At 68.2% G+C, this 23,452-nt stretch carries 22 protein-coding genes; 9 read left to right on the top strand and 13 right to left on the bottom strand.

Going from position 1 to position 23,452, the window contains the following annotated elements; translation table 11 throughout:
• The first annotated feature begins 22 nt into the window (after positions 1–22).
• Positions 23–1,435 (top strand): sugar porter family MFS transporter, encoded by a 1,413-nt coding sequence (locus ASE75_RS09695; protein ID WP_055932625.1) that lies wholly within the window; start codon positions 23–25, stop codon positions 1,433–1,435.
• Between the two features lie 13 nt (positions 1,436–1,448).
• On the opposite strand, the gene ASE75_RS09690 is transcribed toward ASE75_RS09695, so the two are convergent.
• Positions 1,449–2,387 (bottom strand): polysaccharide deacetylase family protein, encoded by a 939-nt coding sequence (locus ASE75_RS09690; RefSeq protein WP_235512627.1) that lies wholly within the window; start codon positions 2,385–2,387, stop codon positions 1,449–1,451.
• A gap of 104 nt (positions 2,388–2,491) precedes the next feature.
• Here ASE75_RS09690 and ASE75_RS09685 point away from each other — a divergent pair, with 104 nt between their 5' ends.
• Entirely contained in the window at positions 2,492–3,526 is a 1,035-nt protein-coding gene (locus tag ASE75_RS09685) for a cupin-like domain-containing protein (protein WP_055932622.1), read from the top strand.
• A 16-nt stretch (positions 3,527–3,542) separates the two neighbouring features.
• Here ASE75_RS09685 and ASE75_RS09680 read toward each other — a convergent pair whose 3' ends face one another.
• On the bottom strand, positions 3,543–5,351 hold the full coding sequence (locus ASE75_RS09680) for a glycoside hydrolase family 9 protein (RefSeq protein WP_055932619.1): 1,809 nt from the start codon (positions 5,349–5,351) through the stop codon (positions 3,543–3,545).
• 61 nt (positions 5,352–5,412) lie between these two features.
• Positions 5,413–6,024, bottom strand: coding sequence for a hypothetical protein (locus ASE75_RS09675; protein ID WP_156340367.1), 612 nt, complete (start codon positions 6,022–6,024; stop codon positions 5,413–5,415).
• 372 nt (positions 6,025–6,396) lie between these two features.
• On the opposite strand from ASE75_RS09675, the gene ASE75_RS09670 reads away from it, so the two are divergent.
• Both ASE75_RS09670 and ASE75_RS09665 read left to right on the top strand, forming a co-directional pair.
• Positions 6,397–7,212, top strand: coding sequence for a shikimate 5-dehydrogenase (locus ASE75_RS09670; RefSeq protein ID WP_055932616.1), 816 nt, complete (start codon positions 6,397–6,399; stop codon positions 7,210–7,212).
• Between the two features lie 92 nt (positions 7,213–7,304).
• On the top strand, positions 7,305–8,606 hold the full coding sequence (locus tag ASE75_RS09665; protein ID WP_055932613.1) for an Hsp70 family protein: 1,302 nt from the start codon (positions 7,305–7,307) through the stop codon (positions 8,604–8,606).
• 114 nt (positions 8,607–8,720) lie between these two features.
• Here the strand turns inward: ASE75_RS09665 and ASE75_RS09660 are convergent, their stop codons facing one another.
• The 4 genes from ASE75_RS09660 to mgtE form a co-directional block, all read right to left on the bottom strand.
• Positions 8,721–9,899: an NAD(P)/FAD-dependent oxidoreductase gene (locus ASE75_RS09660; RefSeq protein WP_055932610.1), complete on the bottom strand. Its 1,179-nt coding sequence runs from the start codon at positions 9,897–9,899 to the stop codon at positions 8,721–8,723.
• 69 nt (positions 9,900–9,968) lie between these two features.
• Positions 9,969–11,096: a GGDEF domain-containing protein gene (locus ASE75_RS09655; protein WP_055932607.1), complete on the bottom strand. Its 1,128-nt coding sequence runs from the start codon at positions 11,094–11,096 to the stop codon at positions 9,969–9,971.
• Positions 11,097–11,186: 90 nt separating this feature from the next.
• On the bottom strand, positions 11,187–11,600 hold the full coding sequence (locus tag ASE75_RS09650) for a DUF1489 family protein (RefSeq protein ID WP_055932604.1): 414 nt from the start codon (positions 11,598–11,600) through the stop codon (positions 11,187–11,189).
• A gap of 41 nt (positions 11,601–11,641) precedes the next feature.
• Positions 11,642–13,039, bottom strand: a complete 1,398-nt coding sequence (mgtE, locus tag ASE75_RS09645; protein ID WP_055932600.1) for a magnesium transporter — start codon at positions 13,037–13,039, stop codon at positions 11,642–11,644.
• Positions 13,040–13,148: 109 nt separating this feature from the next.
• Between mgtE and ASE75_RS09640 the strand changes: the two genes are divergently transcribed.
• Positions 13,149–13,607: a peptidylprolyl isomerase gene (locus tag ASE75_RS09640; RefSeq protein WP_055932597.1), complete on the top strand. Its 459-nt coding sequence runs from the start codon at positions 13,149–13,151 to the stop codon at positions 13,605–13,607.
• A gap of 106 nt (positions 13,608–13,713) precedes the next feature.
• On the opposite strand, the gene ASE75_RS09635 is transcribed toward ASE75_RS09640, so the two are convergent.
• On the bottom strand, positions 13,714–14,598 hold the full coding sequence (locus ASE75_RS09635) for a LysR substrate-binding domain-containing protein (protein ID WP_055932594.1): 885 nt from the start codon (positions 14,596–14,598) through the stop codon (positions 13,714–13,716).
• A gap of 295 nt (positions 14,599–14,893) precedes the next feature.
• On the opposite strand from ASE75_RS09635, the gene ASE75_RS09630 reads away from it, so the two are divergent.
• A complete protein-coding gene (locus ASE75_RS09630; protein ID WP_055932591.1) occupies positions 14,894–17,191 on the top strand; it encodes a CDC48 family AAA ATPase in 2,298 nt (765 codons plus the stop codon).
• A 108-nt stretch (positions 17,192–17,299) separates the two neighbouring features.
• Here the strand turns inward: ASE75_RS09630 and ASE75_RS09625 are convergent, their stop codons facing one another.
• Together ASE75_RS09625 and ASE75_RS09620 are read right to left on the bottom strand one after the other, a co-directional pair.
• Positions 17,300–18,610 carry an MFS transporter gene (locus ASE75_RS09625; protein WP_055932588.1) on the bottom strand — a complete coding sequence of 437 codons (1,311 nt, stop codon included), beginning with the start codon at positions 18,608–18,610 and terminating at the stop codon, positions 17,300–17,302.
• A gap of 47 nt (positions 18,611–18,657) precedes the next feature.
• Entirely contained in the window at positions 18,658–18,930 is a 273-nt protein-coding gene (locus ASE75_RS09620) for an antibiotic biosynthesis monooxygenase family protein (RefSeq protein ID WP_055932585.1), read from the bottom strand.
• Positions 18,931–19,184: 254 nt separating this feature from the next.
• Here ASE75_RS09620 and ASE75_RS09615 point away from each other — a divergent pair, with 254 nt between their 5' ends.
• Complete coding sequence (locus ASE75_RS09615) at positions 19,185–19,811, top strand: hypothetical protein (RefSeq protein ID WP_156340366.1); 627 nt, start codon at positions 19,185–19,187, stop codon at positions 19,809–19,811.
• 258 nt (positions 19,812–20,069) lie between these two features.
• Positions 20,070–20,684, top strand: a complete 615-nt coding sequence (locus ASE75_RS09610; protein ID WP_055932579.1) for a class I SAM-dependent methyltransferase — start codon at positions 20,070–20,072, stop codon at positions 20,682–20,684.
• A gap of 73 nt (positions 20,685–20,757) precedes the next feature.
• On the opposite strand, the gene ASE75_RS09605 is transcribed toward ASE75_RS09610, so the two are convergent.
• Positions 20,758–21,924 carry a phospholipase D-like domain-containing protein gene (locus ASE75_RS09605; protein WP_055932576.1) on the bottom strand — a complete coding sequence of 389 codons (1,167 nt, stop codon included), beginning with the start codon at positions 21,922–21,924 and terminating at the stop codon, positions 20,758–20,760.
• A gap of 118 nt (positions 21,925–22,042) precedes the next feature.
• Here ASE75_RS09605 and rpoZ point away from each other — a divergent pair, with 118 nt between their 5' ends.
• Positions 22,043–22,387, top strand: coding sequence for a DNA-directed RNA polymerase subunit omega (rpoZ, locus tag ASE75_RS09600; protein ID WP_055932573.1), 345 nt, complete (start codon positions 22,043–22,045; stop codon positions 22,385–22,387).
• Positions 22,388–22,551: 164 nt separating this feature from the next.
• Here the strand turns inward: rpoZ and ASE75_RS09595 are convergent, their stop codons facing one another.
• Entirely contained in the window at positions 22,552–22,812 is a 261-nt protein-coding gene (locus ASE75_RS09595; protein ID WP_055932570.1) for a hypothetical protein, read from the bottom strand.
• 22 nt (positions 22,813–22,834) lie between these two features.
• A complete protein-coding gene (locus tag ASE75_RS09590; protein ID WP_055932567.1) occupies positions 22,835–23,449 on the bottom strand; it encodes a TlpA family protein disulfide reductase in 615 nt (204 codons plus the stop codon).
• Positions 23,450–23,452: the final 3 nt, after the last annotated feature.

Below are 23,452 nucleotides of genomic sequence, written 5' to 3'. Positions count from 1 at the left end.
CGACCACAGGAGGGACGCAAGGATGACCAAGGTGCGCGACGACCGCGTCAATTACGCTTTCATCGCCGCGATCGTCGCGGTCGCGACGATCGGCGGATTCATGTTCGGCTATGACAGCGGCGTCATCAACGGCACGCAGAAGGGGCTGGAATCGGCGTTCGCACTCGGCAAGCTGGGCGTCGGCGTGAATGTCGGCGCGATCCTCGTCGGATCGTCGATCGGCGCGTTCGGGGCGGGCCGGCTGGCCGACCGGATCGGCCGGCGGTCGGTGATGATGCTGGCGGCGGTCCTGTTCCTGGTCAGCGCGGTGCTGGCGGGTGCGGCGAGCAGCTCGGCGGTGTTCATCATCGCGCGCATCATCGGTGGGCTGGGGGTGGGCGCGGCCAGCGTCATTTCGCCGGTGTACATCTCCGAAGTCACCCCGGCGGCGATCCGCGGGCGGTTGTCCAGCGTGCAGCAGGTGATGATTATCTCCGGCCTGACCGGCGCGTTCGTCGCGAACTTCGCGCTGGCGCGCTATGCCGGCGGGTCGACCGCCGATTTCTGGTGGGGCTATTCGGCCTGGCGCTGGATGTTCTGGCTTCAGGCGATCCCCGCGCTGATCTATCTCGCGGCCCTGCTCATCATCCCCGAAAGCCCGCGCTATCTGGTCGCCAAGGGCCGCAAGGCCGAGGCCGAGGCCGTGCTGACCCGCCTGCTCGGCCCTACGGAGGCCGCGCGGAAGGTGGAGGAGATAGACCGGTCGCTGGCGGGCGACCACCACCGCCCGAAACTGTCCGACCTGGTCGACAGGACCACCGGCAAAATCCGCCCGATCCTGTGGGCCGGTATCGGCCTTGCCGTGTTCCAGCAGCTCGTCGGGATCAACGTCGTGTTCTATTACGGCGCGACCCTGTGGGAGGCGGTCGGCTTTACCGAGGACAACGCGCTGCAGATCAACATCCTGTCGGGCGTGCTGTCGATCGGCGCGTGCCTGCTCACGATCGCGGTGGTCGACAAGGTCGGGCGCAAGCCGTTGCTGCTCGTCGGGTCGGCCGGCATGGCGGTGACGCTGGCGATCGTCGCCTATGCGTTCTCGACCGCGGTCACCGGGGCCGATGGCGCGGTGACACTGCCGGGCAACAACGGCCTGATCGCGCTGGTATCGGCCAATCTGTACGTCATTTTCTTCAACCTCAGCTGGGGACCGATCATGTGGGTCATGCTCGGCGAGATGTTCCCCAACCAGATCCGTGGATCGGGGCTGGCGGTCGCCGGCTTCGCGCAGTGGATCGCCAATGCCGCGATCTCGGTCAGCTTCCCGTCGCTGGCGGTGTCGCCCGGCCTCGCGATGACCTATTTCGGCTATGCCTTCTTTGCGCTGGTGTCGTTCTTCTTCGTGCAGAAGATGGTGGTCGAGACCAAGGGCCGCGAACTGGAAGACATGCCCGGCTGAGGGGCCGCCGCCGTCAGCTACACAGGCTGGCGGCGGGTTCGGCGACGGCGGGTTTCGGCACGGCAATGCCCCTGGCCGCCGCCGCGCGTTCCAGCGAGGGCGACAGGTCGGCGAGACCCAGGTCGTTGGCGGTGACGTAGAACGGATCGGCCTGCGCGGTGGCGAGATCCACGAAGCGGAAGCCCATGTCGCGGTACAGCGCGATCATCCGCGCCATCACCCGCGCGTCCAGCGCACCGGCGTGCATCAGCAGGACATAGGGCACGTCGCGCCCCAGCGTCGCCCGTGACAGCGTCCGGGCGCGGATCGCCGCATCGCGCGCCGCCGCCAGATAGGTGTCCTCCAGCGATGCGACCGCCGCCATGTCGCCCTTTGCCATGCAGCGCGCAAAAGGCGGGTTCCAGGCATAGTCGGCAAAGCCCATCGTCACCGCCGCCACACGGTAGCCGCGCGCCTTCAGCCCGGCGCGGACCGTATCGCGGGTCGCGGCGGTCGCGCCTTCCGCCAGGAAGGGATAGCGGAACCAGCGCGCCGACCCCGCCGGCACGAAGGGTTCGTTGCGGTCGATATCGGCGAGGAACGCGGCCGGCGTGCCGGCGTCGATGTTGCCGTGCGAGAAACTGTGGTTGCCCAGCGGCAGGCCGGCGGCGTGCCACGCGGCGAGAACGCCGGGCGATTGCGGGTGGTCGGCACCGAACCCGCCGTTCACGAATCCCTGCGCGGGCACGTTGGCGGCCCGCAGCGCGGCGATGATCGTGTCGATCACCTGACGGCGGTCGGTGCCCGGCGGCAGCGGCCCGTGCGCGGGCAGGTCGTCGATGGTGATCGCGATCATCGGCCCGTCCGGGGCGGCCGGCGTCGACGCGGCCGGCGTGGTACAGCCGCCCAGCGCACCGGCCAGCGCCACCGCGCCCAGCATCGGCCCCGCCATCATCCCGTATCGTGCCCGCATGTCGCTCGCTCCCCTTGGCGTCCGATCCCGTCTTACCGGGCCGATGGCACCGCCGAAACCGGAAACACTGGTGCGATCCGGCGCCGGGCGATAGGTTGCGGGCAATGTTCACCGACCATCCCGCCGCCACCACGACCCGCGTTGCCGAACGTCCGGCCGTGGATGCCGCGACCTTCCGCCGCGAGATCGCCGGCGGCTTCGAACCCGTCATCCTGCGCGGACAGGTCGCCGACTGGCCCGCCGTCGTTGCCGGGCGCGGGGGCGTGCGACCCATGGCGCGGTATCTGGCCGAGATGGGCGGCGATGCACCGCTCGACGTCCGGATCGGCGCGCCCGACATTGGCGGGCGCTTCTTTTACAATCACGATCTGAGCGGGTTCAATTTCGCGAAGCAGAAGGTGGTGCTGACCGCGCTGCTGACCGAACTGGTGCGGCTGGCGGAGGACAAGGTGTCCGATCCGCACGCGCTGTACGCCGATGCGGCGGCGGCGGCGCGGCACATGCCCGGATGGGCGGCGGCCAACCCGCTCGACCTGCCGCCGCCCGATGCGTTGCCGCGGCTGTGGATCGGCAACAAAACCGTCGTGGCGACGCATTACGACGGGTCGCCGAACCTCGCCTGCGTGGTGGCGGGGCACCGGCGGTTCACGCTGTTTCCGCCCGAACAGCTCGCCAACCTGTATGCCGGCCCGCTCGACAACACCATCGCCGGCCCGCCGGTCAGCATGGTCGACCCGGAAGCCCCCGACATGGCCCGTTATCCCCGCTTCGCCGAGGCGCTGGCCCATGCGCAGGTGGCGGAACTGGGACCGGGCGACGCGCTGTTCATGCCGGCGATCTGGTGGCACCATGTCCGCGCGTTCGGGCCGCTGAACGTGCTGGTCAATTACTGGTGGGCGCAGGACGCAACGTCGACGCCGTTCCTGGCGATGGTCCATGCGCTGGGCAGCGTCCGTGACCTGCCGCCGGCCGAAAAGGCGGCGTGGAAGATGTGGTTCGACCATTATGTCTTCGCCGACACCGCCGCCGACGTCGCCGCGCATCTGCCGGTGGCGGCGCGCGGCGTGCTGGGGGCGGCCAGCCCGGCGCGGACCGCGCGGATCCGCGCCTATCTGCTCGGCAAATTGCAGGGGCGCTGAAGGACAGGGGGACCGATCAGCGTGCCATCGCCAGATCGGCCGCGATCCACAGCAGCGGCGCGTTCCAGTTGATCGTCACCTCGTTCAGCTCATAGGCGTCGATCGAATCGCGCCAGCAGCGTTGCGGCGCGCAGCCCTTCAGTCTGGCCCCAAGCCCGTCCGCCGACGCGCCCGAGTTCGGCCCGCCCGACACGACCCCCGGTGGCGGACCGGGCAGGCGCGGATCCTTTTCGTGCGCCCAGAACCGGTGATGCGGATTGCGCAAGGGTTTCCAGCCGAAGCCCGAGACATAGGACTGGTCGATCGGATTGCGGCCCAGCACATAGTCCATCGCGTCAATCTCGGCGGTGCGATACGCCGGCTTGCTGGTGAACCGCGCCGCCAGCCCGAGGATCATCGCCCGGTTCAGGATCGCCGAGTTCGATCCCCAGTCGTATTTCAGCGATGCATAGGGCAGGCGATAGCCGGTCTGCGCGGCTTCGGCGACATAGCGGTCGGCCGCCGCCACGATCAGCGCGCGCTGCTTCGCCTGTTCGGCCGGGGCCAGCGCGGTGGGCACGGTCGCCAGCGTGATCGTGCCAAGCGCGGCGACGCCGCCCCAGCCGGGTTCGGACACCGGATCGGCAAAGGGCGGCAGGCGCTTCAGCGCGGCCAGGATCTGCGCGTCGCCGGTGGTCGCGAACAGCTCCGCCGTCGCCCAGTAGAATTCATCGCCCAGCGCCGTGTCGCCATAGCTGCCGCTGCCGGTGAACGTCTCCGGCGCATAGACGCGCGGGTTGCGCAGGGCGGCGGCATAGGCGCGCTTGGCCGCCTCCAGACAGCGGGTAGAATAGGCTGGGTCGATCGTCTTCCACACCCGCGCGCCTTGCGCCGCCGTCGCCGCCAGGTTCAGCGTGGCGGCGGTCGTCGGCGGGTACAGCAGCCGGTCCTCGCGGTCCTCGGCCGGGATCGTCGGAATGCCGGTCCAGTTGCGGTCGGCAACCTTGTGATGGGCCATGCCCGATGCGTCGATGGCGGTCATGGTCAGCTTCTGGCCCGCCGGCTGCGGCCCGACCGGCACCTGCGCGCGCGCGCCGTCGGGGGCCTGCATCGCCAGCAGGAAGTCCATTTCCCACCGCGCTTCGTCCAGCAGGTCGTTGATGTCGTTGCCCGCCTCCGGCAGCTTCGCCGTTCCGTCGGCGAAGGGCGGACGCGCGGCGTTCAGCTCGTACAGGTTCAGCAGCGTCCACAGCGATATGCCGCCGTTGACGACATACTTCCCCTGGTCGCCCGCATCGTACCAGCCGCCGGTGACATTGCGGGTGTAGTTGCAGCCTGGCCAGACATTGCCCTTCGTGTCCGCGCCGGAAAAGCACGGCACGATCTCGTTCGGGTGGCCCGCCGCGCGCGCCCACTGTTTGCCGCCGGCATGGCGCGCCTCGATCGCGATGCCGGCGCGGGTCTGGTAGAAATAGTTGAGCGCGGCGGATGCGAGCGGTGCGTAGAGGTCGGCGGCGACCGCGAACGGCCGGCTGGTCGTGCCGCCCACGCGCAGCCGGTAGGTGCCGGGGGCCGTCACGCGGTCGAAGCCGACCTGATGAAGGTGGTCGCCCGACGCGGCGTCGTCACCGGTGACGACCGTCTCGCCTGTCGCGACCACCCCGCCACCGGCGTCCAGCACGACCCACGGCAGCGGCGTCGTCGCCGGATCGGTCACCACCGCACGCTTGGGTCCGTCGGGCAGGAATCCGATCTGGTTCAGATGAATGGCGGGCGCGGCGTCGGCGGCGGCACCGGTGACAATCAGCGCGAGGGCGGCAAGGCGTGTCGGGACAGGGCGGCGCATGGTCACTCCGGCAACGTGGCGGGACAGGGTCGGATCGGGCCGCGAGGGACGGCCCGGTCGGTCAGTTCTTCGGCAGCTTGGCGGGGTCATGGCCTTGCCCGAAATCGAGGACGAAGACGGGGCCGAGATCAACGACGTGTTTCGCCGCGGCAAGGTGCAGCGTCACGCGCGCGGTGCCCGGCGCAAAGACCTTCGGGGCCTTGCCCGAGGCATAATATAGTTTCCACTGGTTGCCGATGTCGACCGACGTGTTGGCGATCGGCGCATAGGGTTCGACCGAATCGGTCGCGCCGAGGAAGGCGATCGGCGTCGTCTCGCCGTCCTTCAGCATCGGCGCGCGCAGGTACACCGCGACCAGGATCGTATCCCCGGCGGCGATGCCCTTCTGGACCGGCGACGATCCACCGACGTCCCAGGCGTTCGCGCCCTTTTCCTTCACGGTCACCCGGACCGCCTGTCCACCGGGGACACCGTCCGACTTCACCGCCTTGCTGGTCTGGGTCGCGCCGTAGAAGGACCAGTTCGCGCCGGGCACGTTGATCGCCTTTTGCAGGATGTCGGGCGCGGCCGCCGCCGGTTTGGCGGGCGCGGGCGCAGGAGGGGCCGTCTGCGCCAGGGCGGGGGGCGACGCCAGCAGGACGAATCCGGCGGCGATGCGTGCAATATTCCTCATCATGCTCTCCCTTTTCGACCGCGCTGACGGCGGCCTTGTTGAAAACCGTGTCGGATCAGGCCGCGCGGCGGCGGTCAGCGCACCGGCTTCGGCCCGGAACCGCGCGTCATCGGGGCAGGGGCGGCGGCGTGGCCGGTCGGCGCGGCCAGACCGGTCGCGGTGACGCGCGGCCAGCGTCAGCCCCTTGCGTCGCGTCCAGTCCTCCATGCCCCCCGCTCTCCCGCCGGTCATGCAGGGCTGCCCCTGTCGTTGTTCCGGTTGCCTGTTAGCGCTATCGTGGCGCGGGCCTGCGTCAGCGTCAACGGGGTTGGTCGCCCGTCGTCAAAGCCGGTACAGGGGGCAGGATAGTCCTCTGATGGCGAAAGACCCCGCATGAAACCTCCGATCGGTCGCGACACCCGGCTGTGCATGTCGCTGGCTGCGCGCCCCGGCAATTTCGGGTCGCGGTTCCACAACCGGCTCTACGAGCTGCTGGGACTCGATTATGTCTACAAGGCGTTCACCACCACCGACCTGACCGCCGCGATCGGTGGCATCCGCGCGCTGGGGATTCGCGGCTGCGCGATCTCGATGCCGTTCAAGGAAGCGGTGATCCCGTTGCTCGACGGACTCGATCCGTCGGCGGCGGCGATCGACAGCGTCAACACCATCGTCAACGACGACGGCGTCCTGACCGGCCACAATACCGATTACAGCGCGGTCCGCGACCTGCTGGCGGCGAGCGACGCCGACCGTGCCGCGCCGTTCATCCTGCGCGGATCGGGTGGCATGGCCAAGGCGGTGGCGGCCGCCCTGCGCGATTCCGGCTTCGCGACCGGCACCATCGTCGCGCGCAACGAGGGAGCCGGTCGCGCGCTCGCCGGGCTGTACGGGTATGACTGGGCGGCGGACGTGGCCGGGCTGACCGCGCCATTGCTGGTCAACGTCACCCCGATCGGCATGGCCGGAGCCGATGCAGACGCGCTCGCGTTCCCGCCCGAGGCGATCGCCGCCTGCGCCACCGCGTTCGATGTCGTGGCGATCCCGGCCGAAACGCCGTTCCTGATCGCGGCGCGCGCGGCCGGCAAGCCGGTCGTCACCGGCGAACAGGTCGCGACGTTGCAGGCGCTGGCGCAGTTCGTCCTCTACACCGGCGTGACCCCGACCAAGGCCCAGGTGGCCGACGCCGCCGCCTTCGCGCGGGGCTGAAGTTCCGCCGGCTGTCATCGGCGTCTGGCCCTTGCGCCGGGGGCGGGGCCTGCGCATAGCCCGGCCCGACGTCTCCGATAAGGCCAACGACCATGACCAGCATCGCAGACGGCCCGGTTCTGGGCCTTGATTTCGGCACCACCAACAGCGTCGTCGCCCGGCTGGACGCGGGCGGCGTGCCGCAGATGGTGGCGTTCGACGCGCCGGAGGGCGTGGATACCGTGTTCCGCTCCGCCCTGTGCTTCTGGCAGGACGATGCGGTGAAGGGCGGCCTTGCGGTCGATGCCGGACCGTGGGGCATCGCCGAATATCTCGCCTATCCTCAGGACAGCCGCTTCATCCAGTCGTTCAAGTCGGTCGCGGCCAGCGCCACGTTCGAGCACGCCTCGATCTTCGACAAGCGTTACCGGTTCGAGGAACTGGGGCGGATGTTCCTCGACAAGTTGCGCGCGCGCAGCGGCAGCGCGATGACGCCGGCCCCGTCGCGGATCATCGTCGGCCGCCCGGTTGAATATGCCGGGTCGCGTCCCGATCCCGACCTTGCCCGCCGGCGGTACGACCTGATGTTTGCGGGCGTGGGCGCGGAAATCCATTACGTCTACGAGCCGCTTGGCGCGGCTTTCAGCTATGCGTCGCGGCTGGATGCGCCGGCGACGATTCTGGTCGCCGATTTCGGTGGCGGCACCAGCGATTTCTCGGTGGTACGGGTGGCAGAGCCGGGCGCGGCCACCCGCTGCGTGCCGCTGGGCCATGCCGGTATCGGCATCGCCGGCGACCGGTTCGACTACCGCATCGTCGACCGGCTGGTCCTGCCGATGCTGGGCAAGGGCGGGCTGTACCGCTCGTTCGGCAAGGAGCTGGAGATTCCGCGCAGCTATTTCGCCGACTTCGCCGACTGGTCGCGCCTTGCGCTGATGCGCAACCGGCGGACGCTGGCCGAGCTCGACAAGCTGGCGCGCGCCGCGCTGGATCCGGCGGCGATCGAACGGATGATCGCGGTGATCGACCAGGAACTGGGCTATCCGCTCTACGCGGCGGTCGGCGAATTGAAGCGGGCGCTGTCCGCCGACGACGCCGCGCATTTCCACTTCGCCGGGGCCGACCTGACGATCGAGGCCGACGTGACCCGCGCCGAGTTCGAAGGCTGGATCGCCGATGACGTCGCGCGCATCGCCGCCACCGTCGACACCGCGCTGACGGCGGCGGGCGTGGCCGATGGTGCCATCGACCGGGTGTTCCTGACCGGCGGCACCTCGCTCACCCCGGCGGTCCGCGCGATCTTCACCGCCCGCTTCGGCGAAGACCGGATCGCCAGCGGCGGCGAACTGACCTCGATCGCACACGGCCTGGCGCTGATCGGCGCGGAGCCGGACGTGGCGGCGTGGGCTGTGTGATCCTCCATAATCCGTCATTGCGAGCGTAGCGAAGCAACCCAGGGCGTTACGCGAGACTCTGGATTGCTTCGCTGCGCTCGTGATGACGGGAATGCGGCGTGTCGGGTTGCTGCCCTACAACGCCTGTCCCGCCGCCCAGCCGCTCGCCCACGCCCACTGGAAATTATACCCGCCCAGCCAGCCGGTGACGTCGACCGCCTCGCCCAGCGCGTACAGGCCCGGCATCTTGCGCGCCTCCATCGTCCGTGACGACAGGCCGTCGACGGCGATGCCGCCTGCCGTCACCTCGGCCTTGGCGAAGCCTTCGGTGCCCGACGGCGTGAACGGCCAGTCGGCCAGCTGCGCGCCCGCCGCCGCCAGCGCCTTGTCGGGCAGGTTCGCCAACTCGCCGGTCAGCGCAAGCCGCTCGGACAGCACCTCGGCCAGCCGGGCGGGCAGGGCGCCGCCCAGCACCGACCGGATGCCGGCGCGCGGTCGTACCCGCTTTTCCTGCACCAGCCAGTCGGGCGCGTGGGCTGGCACGAAGTCGATGCCGATCGGCTGGCCGTGCCGCCAATAGGACGACACCTGCAAAATCGCCGGGCCGGACAGGCCCCGGTGCGTGAACAGCGCCGCCTCGCGAAACGCCACCTTGCCACAGCGCGCGGCAACCGGCGCGGCGACGCCCGACAGCGACCGGAACAGCGTCTGCTCGCCGCCCAGCGTCAGCGGAACCAGTGCCGGGCGCGGCTCGACGACTTTCAGCCCGAAGCGGCGCGCCACGTCGAACGCGAAGCCGGTCGCGCCCATCTGCGGAATGGCGGGGCCGCCGGTCGCCAGCACCAGTGCGGGCGCGACCAGCGTGCGGTTGCCGACCGTCACCCGGTACAGCCCGTCGGCATGGTCGATCGCGCCGACCGGGCTGCCCAGCAGCCAGTCGACCCGGTCGGGCGGACATTCGGCGACCAGCATCGCCACGATCTGCCTGGCCGACCCGTCGCAGAACAACTGCCCCAGCGTCTTTTCGTGCCAGGCGATGCCATGCCGGTCGACCAGGTCGATGAAATCCTGCGCGGTGTAGCGGCCCAGCGCGGATTTGGCGAAATGCGGGTTGGCCGACAGGTATCGGTCGGGTGCTGTGTGGATGTTGGTGAAGTTGCAGCGCCCGCCGCCCGAAATCAGGATCTTCTTGCCCGGCGCATCGGCGTGATCGACCAGCGCGATGCGCCGCCCGCGCTGGCCGGCGACGGCGGCGGCCATCATCCCCGCCGCGCCGGCCCCCAGAATGATCGCGTCATGCGTGATGTTGGTCATGGGGCCGCCCCATGCCACGCACGGGGGGCGGCGCAAACCCGGCGTGGTCGTCCGTCTGCGATCGACGGATCAGGCCGCGATCCTGTTGCGCCCGCCGTTCTTGGCCAGATACAGCGCCGCATCGGCGCGCTCGATCACATCAAGGATGGCCGTGTCGCCGTCCCGCGCATGGGCGATGCCGACACTGATGGTGAACGGAATTGCGTCGTCCTTCCACCGGGACGGCAGCGCCTCGATCTGGCGGCGCAGCGATTCCGCCGTGCGGAGCGCGTCCGCCGGCGTCGATCGGGCCAGCACGACCGCAAACTCCTCCCCGCCATACCGCGCCACGAAATCACGCCGATCGGTCAGTTGCGCCCGACTGCGGCGGACGAAGTCGACCAGCACGGCATCGCCGGCGGAATGGCCGTGGCGGTCGTTGATCGCCTTGAAGTGGTCGAGATCGACCAGCAGCACCGCAACCGCACCCGCGGGGTTCGCCAGCGATTCATCGCCGCGCGCGATCAGTCCGCGCCGATTGACCGCGTCGGTCAGGGGATCGGTGAAACTCAGCCTCTGCAATTCAAGGCGATGGCGATCGTTGGCGGTGACCATCAGGCCGAAGAAGGTCAGGACGGTCAGCACCGGGTCACCGGCATAGGGCAGCAGCGAGAACGTCTCCGCCAGAAGACCGCCGGGGACCACGTTCGGCAGCAGATAGCCGCTGAAATAGCACGGGATGCTGCCCGCGATGGCCCACCCCGCCAGCCGCCGGGCGATGCTGCCGTCACATCCCTTCAGCACGGCGAACGCGGCCACGCCGACCAGGGCCAGCCATGCCAGGTCGCTCGCCACCCTTCCCACCGTCGGGTCGATGGCGTCGCCGATCGTCAGCATGATGCCGGGTGCGACGAACATCGCAGCGGGTATCCAGATCCGCACGGGCCGATCATCGAAACGGCGGATGCCGACCCACAGCAGGATGATGGCGAGACCGGTGACGGAAAAATAGGCCGGTCGCCCGATCGCCGCCGTCACCAGCGTGTCCTGGCACATCAGGACGAAGTTGATCGCGTTCCACCCGACGCTGGCCGACCAGTACAGGAAATGGATGTCGTCGCGCCGGCCGCCCCACGCCAGCGCAAGGGCGACGCACAGCGAGAAGTTCATCAGCACGCCGAACAGGACGAGCGTCGTCAGATCAATAATCTGTGGCATACGATCTCGCGCGGACAACGGAACACGACGCCGACCTAACCGCGAAGTCTTAAAAATCGGTCGTATCCCGGGCATGGTGCCCGGGGCGGTTCAGATCAGCGCCAGTTCCGCCAGCCGGCCGACCAGCGCGGGCGGCATGTCCGCCAGTCCGCTCGCGGCACCGCCCAGATCGACAGGCGCGTCGGCATCCTCCAGATACCGCCAGCCCTGGTGCGCCCGCTTGGGTCGTGCCTGCACCAGCACCAGCTTGGGGTCGATGTGAATGGCGACCCGGCCGCCCTCCGCCTCGCCAAAGCCGAGGATCGGCGAACGGGCGATCAGCTGGTGTTTCAGGATCCAGTACATCGACCCCTGACCCGCAACCTCCGCATGCCGCTTGGGCAGGTAGCGGGTGGTCAGGAACACCGGGCCTTCCTCGCCGCGCACCCGCAGGCGCTCGGCCAGCGCCTCGACGCTCTCCGCGCCGAACGCGACCTTGGTCAGATGCAATGCCACGGCGTCCATGTGGGGCCGGGCGGTGCCGGATCAAGTCAGCCGGCCGGCCGTCACCCACTAAGTCCAGCCAGCGTCGCCAGCCCCAGGAACGAGAAGAACCCCATGCAGTCGGTCATCATCGTCACGAACACCGCCGACGACACCGCCGGGTCGACGCCCGACCGCTCCAGCGTCACCGGCACCAGCACGCCGGCCGTGCCCGCGACCAGATTGTTGATGAGGATCGCGGCCCCGAACACCAGGCTCAGCGTCGGATTGCCATAGATCAGCAGCGTGCCGATACCGATCAGCGTGCCCAGCACCAGCCCGTTGGTGCCCGCGATGCGGAACTCGCGCACGATCATGCGCAGCGTGTTGGAACTGGTCAGCTGGTTGGTCGCCATCGCGCGCACGACCACGGCCAGCGTCTGCGTCCCCGCGTTGCCGCCCATGCCCGACACGATGCCCATCAGCGCGGAGAGCAATGCGAACTTGGCGATCGTGCCCTCAAACAGGCCGACGACCGACGCGGCCAGCATCGCAGTGCCCAGATTGACGACCAGCCAGGTCAGGCGGGTGCGCACCGTCAGCCGGATCGGTTCGTTGATGTCGCCTTCGCCGGCACCCGACAGGCGCAATATGTCCTCGCCCGCTTCCTCGGAAATGATGTGGACGATGTCGTCGACCGTTATCATGCCGACCAGCCGCCCGCCCTGGTCGACCACCGCAGCCGAGATCAGCGCGTATTTCTGGAAGCGGAGCGCAACCTCCTCCTGGTCCATGTCGACCGGGATCAGCGTCTGTTCGCGCTTCATCACATCGGCCATCGCGATCCCGCGCGGGGTGCGCAGCATCCACGACAGCTGGCAGGTGCCGATCGGCTTGTGCGCGGGGTCGACGATGAAGATTTCCCAGAAATCGGTCGTCAGTTCCTCATGCCCGCGCAGGAAGTCGATCGCGTCGCCGACGGTCCAGTGTTCGGGCACCGCGATCAGCTCGCGCTGCATCAGACGACCGGCGGACTCCTCGGGGTAGGACAGTGCCTCCTCGATCGCCGCGCGATCGTCGGGGTCGAGCGCGCGCAGCACCGCGCGCTGCTCGTCCTCGTCCATGTCCTCGATGATCGCGACCGCGTCGTCGGTGTCCAGCTCCGACGCGATGTCGGCGACCTCGTGCGGTTCCAGCGCGTCGATCAGCGTTTCGCGGACGTAATCGTTCATCTCGGCGAACACGTCGCCGTCGAGCAGGTCGGTGATCGCCAGCGCCAGGCCCGCGCGCTGGTCGGCGGGCGTCAGCTCGAACAGATCGGCGATGTCGGCGGGGTGCAGCGGTTCGACCAGCGAGCGTGCGCCTTCGGGATCGCCATCCTCGACCGCGTCCAGCACCGCGCGGACGAACTCGGGCTTCAGCCGGTCGTCCTCATCGAGCTGGGTTTCGCCCTCGACCTCTGGAAGTTCCGTTTCGCTCACTCGCCGGCCTCCCATGCTGCGCCGCAAACGCCCTAACCCGGCGTGGACCGGTTTGCCAGCGGGCCAGTGGCTCCCTATCTGCACCCCATCAATATCCAGGAGACCGATTATGGCCGATACCCCCGAGACGCTGACGATGACGCTGGACAGCGGCGACGTGACCATCAAGCTGCGCCCCGACCTTGCGCCAAAGCATGTCGAGCGGATCGTCGAGCTGGCGAACGAGGGCTTCTATGACGGCGTGCCGTTCCACCGCGTCATCCCCGGCTTCATGGCGCAGGGCGGCGACGGCGGGCGCGGCGACGGCACCGGGGGTTCGTCCAAGCCTAACCTGAAGGCCGAGTTCAACGCCGAGCCGCATGTCCGCGGCGTCTGCTCGATGGCACGCACCAACCAGCCCGACACGGCGAACTCGCAGTTCTTCATCGTGTTCGACGACGCGCGCTTCCTCGACAAGCAGTACACCGTCTGGGGCCAGGTCACCGACGGCATGGACCTGATCGACGCGCTGCCCAAGGGTGAGCCGCCGCGCAATCCCGGCAAGATCGTCAAGATGCGCGCCGCCTGAGCCTGTGCCCCTCCCGCCCGGCGGGAGGGGCGGGGGAGGGGGCGACCGCCAAAGGGATGCCCCCCCGACCCCTTTTTTACGTTTTTCGGGACGGAAACGGTCGCGGTTACCCCGCGCCCAGCGTCGCGATCAGCCAGTCGTGGAACAGCCGCACCGGCCTGGTCTGGAGCGCACGCGGGCGGCAGACGAACCAGTAGCTGTACGGGCTTTCGACATCGATATCGAACAGCCGGACCAGCCGGTCGTCGTTCGCATCCTCGAAATGGCTTTCCAGCATGAAGGCGATGCCAAGGCCTTGCGCTGCCGCCTCCAGCATCAGCGCGCCCGAATCGAAATGGTCGATCGCGATCGGTTCGATATTTTCCAGTCCCGCCGCCTGACGCCATGCGGTGAAGGTGTCGGGCATGTCGCGGTGCAGCAACGCCGTGAGTTGTGACAATTGCGCCGGCCGCGTCACCGGATCGGGGCGTTCCAGCAGCGATCGGGCGCCGATCACATAGACGCGGTTGCGGTCCAGCCGCCGCGCATACAGGCCGGGATCGATCTCGCGCGCCAGCACGATCGCCACGTCCAGCCCCTCGCCCAGCCGCGAGACGCCGTGGCCGGCGGTGTCGATGTCGAGATGCAGTTCGGGATGCGCGGCGCGCAACCGCCCGAGTTGCGGGAACAGCCGCTGTGACGCGAACAGCGGCAGGATGCCGAGTCGCAGGCGCAGCACCTCGGTCCCGCTGGTCAGCGATTCGACCGCGTCGGACAACTGGTCGAGCACCGGCGCGATCTGCGTCAGCAGGCGGTCGCCATCGGCATTGGGCACCATCGCCTGATGCCGCCGGTCGAACAGGGGCTTGCCGATGAAGCGTTCCAGCGACTGGACCCGGCGGCTGAGCGCGGGCGCGGACAGCGCCAGTTCCTGCGCGGCGGTTTTCACCGATCCCAGCCGGGCGACCGCGACGAACGCCTCGATCGCGCCGAGCGGTGGCAGCCTACGCATCGTTCTGGCCCCTCATCGCGTTCCCTCCCCCTCGTTGCACCCCTCCGACGCCATTATCTAAAATGGATTGCAATAATTGCAATCGTTGTCACTCTTTTCGCACTTGCAACATATTCTGCACCGCCGCAAAAGGAACCCGCCTTTCAGGCATCCTCTCCTAAAAACTTTTACGGCCGGTCCCTTGGGATCGGCCTTTTTTTTGGGTTTCGTCCAGCGCCATCGGCACGGTTCCCCTCGCATATCGCTGACCTGTGCCTATCTCGTCCGCTTCGAGGTTTTACGCAAAGGATGGTTCATGGCCGACGGCGCCGATGAGGAAGGTCGCAAGATCCAGGTGGCGAATGCCCGCCCGGAGGATAGCGGCCGGGGTCTGGCCCATGTCCCGCGCGCGCTGATGGCGGCGTTGCAGATCGCCGAGGGCGACGTGATCGAGATCGTCGGCAAGAAAATCACGCCCGCGCGCGCGGTCGGCCCCTATGCCGAGGACGAGGGCCTCGACCTGTTGCGCATCGACGGGTTGCAGCGCGCCAATGCCGGCGTCGGATCGGGCGATTTCGTCGCGATCCGCAAGATCGAATCGAAGCCCGCGACTCGCGTCGTCTTCGCGCCCGCCCAGCAGAACCTGCGGTTGCAGGGATCGAGCGTCGCGTTGAAGCGCGTCTTCATCGGTCGCCCGCTGTGCCAGGGCGATATCGTCGCCACCGCCGGCCACCAGCGCGTGGATCAGATGAACCCCGGCATCCAGCGGTTCGTGCAGGCCCCGGCCTATGCGCTGCAGGAGGTCCGTCTGGTCGTCGTGTCGGCCAGCCCCAAGGGCGTCGTCCATATCGACGAATCGACCGAGGTCGAGCTGCGCCCCGAATATGAGGAGCCGCAGGCCGCGCGCCGCGCCGACGTCACCTATGACGATATCGGCGGCATGGCCCAGACGATCGACCAGCTGCGCGAGATGGTCGAGCTGCCGTTGCGCTATCCCGAACTGTTCCAGCGGCTTGGCGTCGATCCGCCCAAGGGGGTTCTGCTGCATGGTCCTCCCGGCACCGGCAAGACGCGCCTCGCGCGCGCGGTCGCCAATGAATCGGATGCGCAGTTCTTCCTCATCAACGGGCCCGAGATCATGGGATCGGCCTATGGCGAGTCGGAAGGCCGTCTGCGCGAAGTGTTCGAGGAGGCGGCCAAGGCCGCGCCGTCGATCGTCTTCATCGACGAAATCGATTCGATCGCGCCCAAGCGGGGTCAGGTGTCGGGCGAGGCGGAAAAGCGGCTCGTCGCGCAGTTGCTGACGCTGATGGACGGGCTGGAGGCGCGCGCGAACCTTGTGGTGATCGCCGCGACCAATCGGCCCGAGGCGATCGACGAGGCGCTGCGACGGCCCGGCCGGTTCGACCGTGAAATCGTCGTCGGCGTCCCCGACGAGCGCGGCCGGCGCGAGATCCTCGGCATCCACGCGCGCGGCATGCCGCTGGGCGAGGGGGTCGACCTCGACGAGCTGGCGCGCACCACCTTCGGCTTCGTCGGCGCGGATCTGGCGGCGCTGGCGCGCGAGGCCGCGATCGAGGCGGTGCGGCGGATCATGCCGCGCCTGAACCTGGAGGAGCGGACGATTCCCGCCGACGTGCTCGACACGCTGTCGGTCACGCGCGAGGATTTCCTCGGCGCGCTGAAGCGGGTTCAGCCCTCGGCGATGCGCGAGGTGATGGTGCAGGCCCCGAACGTCGGCTGGGGCGATGTCGGCGGGCTGGACGATGCGCAGATGCGGCTGAAGGAGGGCGTCGAACTGCCGCTGAAGGATCCGGACGCGTTTCGCCGCCTCGGCATCCGTCCGGCCAAGGGCTTCCTGCTCTACGGCCCGCCCGGCACCGGCAAGACCCTGCTCGCCAAGGCGGTCGCGCGCGAGGCGGAGGCGAACTTCATCGCCACCAAGTCGAGCGACCTCCTGTCCAAATGGTATGGCGAGAGCGAGCAGCAGATCACCCGGCTGTTCGCGCGCGCACGACAGGTCGCGCCCTGCGTCATCTTCATCGACGAACTCGATTCGCTGGTGCCCGCGCGTGGCAGCGGGGCGGGCGAGCCGCATGTGACCGACCGGGTGGTCAACACCATCCTGGCCGAAATGGACGGGCTGGAGGATCTGCAGGCGGTCGTCGTGATCGGCGCGACCAATCGCCCGAACATGATCGACCCGGCGTTGCTGCGGCCCGGCCGGTTCGACGAGTTGGTCTATGTCGGCGTGCCCGACAAGCCGGGTCGCCGCCGTATCCTGTCGATCCAGACGCAGAAGATGCCGCTGGACGCGGACGTCGATCTCGATTCGGTCGCCGCGCGGACCGACCGGTTCACCGGGGCCGACCTGGAGGACGTGGTGCGCCGCGCAGGACTGGTCGCGCTGCGCCGGTCGCTGGCGGTGCAGGCGGTGACGATGGCCGATTTCGACAAGGCGCTGACCGAATCGCGCGCCTCGGTCACGCCCGAACTGGAACGCGACTATGCGCAGATGGCCTCACGGCTGAAGCAGGACGCCAACGCTGTCCAGCCGATCGGCTTCATCTCGCCCGGCCAGTTGCAGCCGCGTGGGCCGAAGGGGACGGATTGAGGGGAGGGGGCGCCCCCGCGATCTCCAAAACCTTTTCCTCGGCCTCCGCCGGGGAAGACGCGAGTTGGAGGCCAGTGCACCGTTGGGCGATGCATGAGACCATATGGTTCAGCGCGATGATGCCCCCACATCCCGCAACGCGCCCCACGCATAGCCCAGCAACACCACCAGCCCCGCCCCCGCGATCACATAGGGCAACCGGTGGTCGACTTCGTACAACCCCACGCCGATCGACGGCCCCAGCACGAACGACGCGCCGTTGACCGACGTGATCTTGCCCGCCACCGACCCCTGCGCCGCCGGTCCCACCGCCAGCGACGCGCCGGCGGTATAGCCCGGCCGGCTGAATCCGAACCCCAGGCTGGCCAGCGCATAGGCCGTCGCGATGCCGTATAGCGAATCGGCAAGGCCGGTCAGCGCGCATCCCACCGCCGACATCGCCACCCCGGCAAGGATCAGCGCGCGCGGCTTCAGGTTCAGCAGCGGGATGATACCCCATTGCGCCAGCAGGGCCGCACCCGCGCCCATCATCAGGACGATGCCGGTCGGCTGCAACGCGTCGGCCGGCGCGACGCGCAGCCGGTCGATCACCAGAAAGCCGATCGCCTGGCCGGTCATCGCCTGCGCATGGCCGACGACGAGGCCGACGATCACCCACGCCCTGATCCGCCGGTCGAGATAGCCGACCGGCTCGACATGGCTCTGCGTCGACGCGGCGACCGTCGCCCCGGTCGGCTGCCCGCCGATGGAAGGATAGGCGCTGGCGGTGCCGTGCGCCTCGCCCTGCGGCACCCGGTCGTCGGGCAGCATCCGCCGTACCGCGATCCACACCGCCACCCCGAATGCGGCGGCGAAGAAGGCGGGGCCGGCCAGCCCGATCGTCACGCCGCCGACGCTGCCCAAGATCAGGTACGGCGCGATCGCCGGCCCCAGGATGGTGCCAAGCCCGAACGCGCTGGCCAGCAGCGTCAGCGCGCGCGTCCGCTCCTCGCGCGTCGTCTCGCCCGCGACCAGCGCCTGTACGGCGGGCGGCGCGGCGGATCCGAACGCGCCATAGATCAGCCGCCCGGCGATGAACGCCAGGAACGCGGCGCTGCCGCCAATCCAGCCATTGATCCCCGCCGCCAGGAACACCCCGCACAGCAGCAGCGACACGGTAAAGCCGCCCAGCCCCAGCAGGATCATCGTCCGTCGCCCGTGCCGGTCCGACCGGTTGGCCCAGAACGGGGCCGCGATCACCCACAACAGCGCGGACACCGAAAACGCGGCCGCGACCCCACTGTCCGCCACCCCCAGCGACCGCCCGAGCGCGGGCAGCACCGATTGCAGCGCGGTGTTGCCCGCCGCGATGGTCAGCATCACCAGGAACAGCAGCACGAACCGCCGGTCGACGCCTTCGCCGGTCCCCGCCGCGTTCATGCCCGCGTCCAGCCATAGCCGCGCGTGACGGTCGCGATCGTCATCGTTTAGGACCGGTACCAGCGGTCGCGCCCGGCGTCGCGAATTGCCGCATGATCGGGCTGGTCGCGCCACGCGACCGCCGCCGCATCGTCGACCCAATAGCTGACCGTGATCCCGACGCCGTCACCACCGCGAACACTGTCCACGCCGCGATACCCCAGCTGTGCAGAGGCCAGCGCCGCCATCGCGTCGGCTGCGGCGGCATAGCCGGCCGCGTCGTCCTCAGCGCGCTCGGACAGGAAAATGACGGCCGTCTGGCCCCGGCGATCGTCGTGCATGGGCACGGTGTACCGGGGCGGCGGGGGGAGGCAAGGGGCGTGGTTTTGATCGGGGGGCTTTGTAGGGGGTGTCGCCATTCATCCATGTGCTGTGCGGTCCCGTCCACGTCATGCCTGACTTGTGCATCGGAGTTCTGCATCAACAAAATGCTTGAAATCCGCCCGTCTTTCGTTCGATGCACAACCTGTGATTTTTGCATCACGGACGCGAAAAGTTCGTGGAAAGCAGGCGTTGCCGCGGTAGCAATGTCTGCATGAGCGACACATACAGCAGGATCATCGCTGCCGCCGCGAAAACCGAGCTAGCTTCGCTCGGTTTTCGGCAGAAGGGTCAATCTCGACTGTGGCTTGCAGATCGTGGCTCGTGGCTCAACGTGGTGGAGTTCACGCCAAGCAGATGGTCCAAAAGCGTATCTCTGATGAACGCGGCTCACTGGCTCTGGGTGGGTGCTGGTTTCATGAGCTTCAATGAGGCCGTCTCATCGAACTGCTATGCGGAGTTTGAGACCGAAGACCAGTTTAGAAGTGCGGCCGGCGAGATCGCCAAGACAGGGCGCGCAAATGCCCTGGCGATGGATGAGCAGTTTGCATCCTTCGAGATGATCGCCGATTTCGTCATCGAACGTGCCCGAAGTAGCCCTGAGAGGATGGCACCGAGCTGGTGGGGTTACGAAGCCGGAATCGCCTCGGGACTGATCGGCAGTTTCGAAGAAGCAGGCACCTTCCTGCATGGCCTGACTGATGACAGGGTCACCGGACGTGCCGCGCCTCTGTTGGCGCTCATTGCCAATCCCGAGGGATTCAGGGGCAAGGTGAACGATGTCGTTGCGCAAGAGCGTACAAGACTGAAGCTCAAGGCGCTGGCGCGTCCAGCGTTCTGACGCCCGTAAATTGCAGTCAGCCAATCGTCGCTGCCTGATGCAAAACTTCTAAGTTTTGCATCATGGCACGCGGTTGTCATTGGGCAGGGGAAATGGCGTGGTCGAGCGCAGGGATGTGTGTCAGCACCCCATCCCCGCATACAGCCCACACCCTCGCATTTCGTCGCAATGCAACCGGCGCGCTTGAACAACGTTCGGTAAACGTGCGACGGGGGGAATCCCGCGTCCGCGCGGAAAACAGGAACGTGAAGGATCCCGATGCCCGTCTCGACCAGCGCCGCGCGGCGTGTGCGTAACCGCCCGGCCGGCATGCCATCGCCATGGGGCATGTTCCTGCAAGGGTTCTTCAAGCATCCGGTGATGGTCGGCTCGGTCGTGCCGTCGTCCGACCGGCTGATCCGCAAGATGCTGGGTCCGGTCGACTGGGCGAACTGCAAGCTGTTCGTGGAATATGGTCCCGGCGTCGGCACCTTCTGCCGCCCGATCCTCGATCGCATGGCCCCCGACGCCAAGCTGATCGTGATCGACACCAATCCCGATTTTATCCGCTATCTGCGCCACACGATTACCGACCCGCGCTTCGCCGCGGTCAGCGGGTCGGCCGCCGACGTGCAGCAGATCATTGCCGATCACGGGTTCGAATCGGCCGACTATGTCCTGTCCGGGCTGCCGTTCTCGACCCTGCCGGCCGGCGTCGGCCCGGCGATCGCGGCGGCGACCAAGGCGGTGCTGCGGCCCGGCGGCGCGTTCCTGGTCTATCAGTTCTCGCCCAAGGTGCGCGTGTTCCTCGACCCGCATTTCCCGCGCATGGACCATGCGATGGAATGGTGGAACGTGCCGCCGGCGCAGCTCTACTGGGGCTGGAAGGACTAGTACGAAACCATAACGGTATCGAAACGAACCACGGGTCACCCCCCCCTGCGGGCGTAACCTTTGACACCTTCCGCTATTCCTCCGGCGTCTCGATCCCGAAATTCAGCCCGCGCGACAGGCCGGGGTCGAGTACCGCGACGATGAAATAGGCGACGAACTGCCGCACGCGCTGCACCCAGTTGGTGCGCGCCTTGTACAGCGCCGGCGTGATCGCCTCCGACTGCGCGATCTCGCCGTCGATATAGCCGCGGACATGCGCGGCGAAGGCGGCGTCTTCGATCCGCACCATCAGTTCCATGTTCAGGAACAGGCTGCGCATGTCGAAATTGGCCGACCCGACATGGACGATATCGTCCATTACATAGAGTTTGGTGTGCAGCTTGGTCGGCTGGTATTCGAACAGGCGGACGCCTTTTCGCAACAGGCCGGCATAGGTGAAGCGGGCCGCCGCGATCGTCGCGTTGTTGTCGGATTTGGCGGCGGTCACGATCCGCACGGCGGCACCGACCCGGCCCGCCTTGTCCAGCCGCCGCAACAGGCCGGGGCTTGGCGTGAAATAGGCGGCGATGATGTCGATCCGCCGCGCCGACCGCATGTCGTCGCGCACCGTCCGCGCCCAGGGCGACAGTTTTCGCGTGGGGCCACCGACCAGCCAGTGGACGGGGCCGACCGGCTCGCTCCACTGCGCCAGCGACTTGCGCAGTTTTCGCAGGCGCGGCGGGTTGTCATGCGTCCATTTGGCCAGCGCGTCGAAATAGGGCGCGATCCGGCCCGCCGCCGGCCCCTCGATCAACAGGCCCAGGTCGCGCCAGGCCTGGTTTGCCGGCGTGCCGAAATAATCATCCTCCACGTTGAAGCCGCCGACGATGATCCGCGTGTCGTCGGCCAGGGCCAGCTTCTGGTGGTTGCGCAACAGGAAGCGGCGGCCGAACCGGGGCAGGAACCGGCACATCGCGATACCGGCATCCTCCAGCGGCTGGAAGAACGCGGCGTCGGCCGCGTCGCTGCCGAACCCGTCGACGATCACCGCGGTCCGCACGCCGCGCCGCGCCGCCGCGATCAGTGCCGCATTGACCCGCTGACCCGATGTGTCGTCGGCGTAGATATAGTACAGGATCCGCAGGGACGTCTGCGCGCCGTCGATCAGGTCGATCAGCGCCTGCAACCGGCCCGGACCCGTGTCGAGCAGGGTCAGGCGATTGCCGTCGACGGTGAAGCTGGGCTGGTCGGGTACGGTCATGGCGGCGGGAATGACGGCTCGCGGGCGGGGCGGCAAGCCACAATCCTTGACTTTCCGCGCCGTGGCGGGTAGTGGCCGCAACTTACTTTCATCGTCGCTCTATCCAAGGAAGCGTTGCATGGCGCGTGTCACTGTCGAGGATTGCGTCGACAAGATCCCGAACCGGTTCGATCTGGTTCTCTTCGCCGCCCAGCGCGCGCGCCAGATTTCGGGTGGGGCCGACCTGACGGTCGATCGTGACCGCGACAAGAACCCGGTCGTCGCGCTGCGCGAGATCGCCGAGGAGCGGGTGAAGCCGAAGCATTTGCAGGAGTCGGTCATCTCCGGCCTGCAGCGCGTGCAGATCGACGACGAGGACGAGGCGGACGCCATCGGCTCGCTGTCGGCATCGGCAGAGGCGCTGCGCCTCACCGCCGCCGCGCCGCCGCGCAACCAGAATCTGGGTGCCGACTACGACGGCTGAGCCTTCGCTGGTTTGCCGGGTATGAACACGCCGCCGGACCTTTGGGTTTCGGCGGCGTTTTCGTGTCCGCCGATCCGCCGCCATCCGGGCGAAAGCCGCAATCCATAGACGCAAAGATTGCTCGTGGCTCTGGATTCCGGATCAGGTCCGGTATGACGGACTATTCACTCCGCCATCCCGCGCATCGCCCCCAGATACGCCACCGCATTGCGGCGCAGGTCCGGCTCCTTGGCGAACGCATCCTCCGGCCGGGGCGCGCAGTCGAGCGCGTCCATCATGACCCACAGGGCGAAGCGCCGACCGGGATCGCGCTCGATCGCGAAATCCAGGATCAGCCGATCGCGCCCGTCGGCAAACGCATCGGGACCACGCTCATGCGGATCGTCCGATCCGAAATAATGGTGCAGCAGGTGGTCGAGATCCATGTCGGGTACGCCTTTTGGGCCGTTACTTGGCCTCCGCGATCAACGTGGCGGCGGCGGGCGTGTTCCACTCGTAACCCCCTGTCATCCGCCAGACTTCCTTGCCGGCCGAATCGTACAGGATCGTCGTCGGCAGGTTCGCGCCATAGGCGGTGCTCAAGCCGATCTTTGGGTCGAGATAGGGTTGCAGCGTCGTGAACTGGCGCGCGGCGAAGAACGGCGCGACCTTGGCCTTGCCCTCCAGATCCTGGCTGACCGCGACGACGCGGACCGTGCCGGCCAGCGATTTCGCGGCGGCGTCCAGCGTCGGCATCTCGGCCACGCACGGCCCGCACCACGTCGCCCACAGGTTCAGCAGCAGCGGCTTGCCCTTGAACGCGGCGATCGTGACGGGCTTGCCGTCGGGGGCCTCGAACGCGGCGGTCGGCGCGGCCTCGCCCTTGTGGCTGCGGTCCAGCGTGCCGCCCGCCGGCGGGGCCATGGGGGCAGGGGCGGCGGTCACCTCGTCCGGCGATGCGGCGGGGGCGGCGGCGGCGTCCGTGTTCGCGGTCGCTTGCTCCGGCGCGGCGCTTTGCCTATCGCAGCCAGCGACCAGCAGGTTGATCCCGAGGAGAAGTACGATCGCCGAGCGCGAGGACATGGG

This window comes from Sphingomonas sp. Leaf17 (genome assembly GCF_001421505.1).
Lineage (GTDB): Bacteria > Pseudomonadota > Alphaproteobacteria > Sphingomonadales > Sphingomonadaceae > Sphingomonas.
This window is presented reverse-complemented; position numbering and strand designations above follow the sequence as displayed.

What these genes read in the sequence shown, in the direction of transcription:
- ASE75_RS09695 (WP_055932625.1), top strand. Translation starts at nt 23, where the DNA reads ATGACCAAGGTGCGCGACGACCGCGTCAATTACGCTTTCATCGCCGCG.
- ASE75_RS09690 (WP_235512627.1), bottom strand. Translation starts at nt 2,387, where the DNA reads ATGCGGGCACGATACGGGATGATGGCGGGGCCGATGCTGGGCGCGGTG.
- ASE75_RS09685 (WP_055932622.1), top strand. Translation starts at nt 2,492, where the DNA reads ATGTTCACCGACCATCCCGCCGCCACCACGACCCGCGTTGCCGAACGT.
- ASE75_RS09680 (WP_055932619.1), bottom strand. Translation starts at nt 5,351, where the DNA reads ATGCGCCGCCCTGTCCCGACACGCCTTGCCGCCCTCGCGCTGATTGTC.
- ASE75_RS09675 (WP_156340367.1), bottom strand. Translation starts at nt 6,024, where the DNA reads ATGAGGAATATTGCACGCATCGCCGCCGGATTCGTCCTGCTGGCGTCG.
- ASE75_RS09670 (WP_055932616.1), top strand. Translation starts at nt 6,397, where the DNA reads ATGAAACCTCCGATCGGTCGCGACACCCGGCTGTGCATGTCGCTGGCT.
- ASE75_RS09665 (WP_055932613.1), top strand. Translation starts at nt 7,305, where the DNA reads ATGACCAGCATCGCAGACGGCCCGGTTCTGGGCCTTGATTTCGGCACC.
- ASE75_RS09660 (WP_055932610.1), bottom strand. Translation starts at nt 9,899, where the DNA reads ATGACCAACATCACGCATGACGCGATCATTCTGGGGGCCGGCGCGGCG.
- ASE75_RS09655 (WP_055932607.1), bottom strand. Translation starts at nt 11,096, where the DNA reads ATGCCACAGATTATTGATCTGACGACGCTCGTCCTGTTCGGCGTGCTG.
- ASE75_RS09650 (WP_055932604.1), bottom strand. Translation starts at nt 11,600, where the DNA reads ATGGACGCCGTGGCATTGCATCTGACCAAGGTCGCGTTCGGCGCGGAG.
- ASE75_RS09640 (WP_055932597.1), top strand. Translation starts at nt 13,149, where the DNA reads ATGGCCGATACCCCCGAGACGCTGACGATGACGCTGGACAGCGGCGAC.
- ASE75_RS09635 (WP_055932594.1), bottom strand. Translation starts at nt 14,598, where the DNA reads ATGCGTAGGCTGCCACCGCTCGGCGCGATCGAGGCGTTCGTCGCGGTC.
- ASE75_RS09630 (WP_055932591.1), top strand. Translation starts at nt 14,894, where the DNA reads ATGGCCGACGGCGCCGATGAGGAAGGTCGCAAGATCCAGGTGGCGAAT.
- ASE75_RS09625 (WP_055932588.1), bottom strand. Translation starts at nt 18,610, where the DNA reads ATGAACGCGGCGGGGACCGGCGAAGGCGTCGACCGGCGGTTCGTGCTG.
- ASE75_RS09620 (WP_055932585.1), bottom strand. Translation starts at nt 18,930, where the DNA reads ATGCACGACGATCGCCGGGGCCAGACGGCCGTCATTTTCCTGTCCGAG.
- ASE75_RS09615 (WP_156340366.1), top strand. Translation starts at nt 19,185, where the DNA reads ATGAGCGACACATACAGCAGGATCATCGCTGCCGCCGCGAAAACCGAG.
- ASE75_RS09610 (WP_055932579.1), top strand. Translation starts at nt 20,070, where the DNA reads ATGCCCGTCTCGACCAGCGCCGCGCGGCGTGTGCGTAACCGCCCGGCC.
- ASE75_RS09605 (WP_055932576.1), bottom strand. Translation starts at nt 21,924, where the DNA reads ATGACCGTACCCGACCAGCCCAGCTTCACCGTCGACGGCAATCGCCTG.
- rpoZ (WP_055932573.1), top strand. Translation starts at nt 22,043, where the DNA reads ATGGCGCGTGTCACTGTCGAGGATTGCGTCGACAAGATCCCGAACCGG.
- ASE75_RS09595 (WP_055932570.1), bottom strand. Translation starts at nt 22,812, where the DNA reads ATGGATCTCGACCACCTGCTGCACCATTATTTCGGATCGGACGATCCG.
- ASE75_RS09590 (WP_055932567.1), bottom strand. Translation starts at nt 23,449, where the DNA reads ATGTCCTCGCGCTCGGCGATCGTACTTCTCCTCGGGATCAACCTGCTG.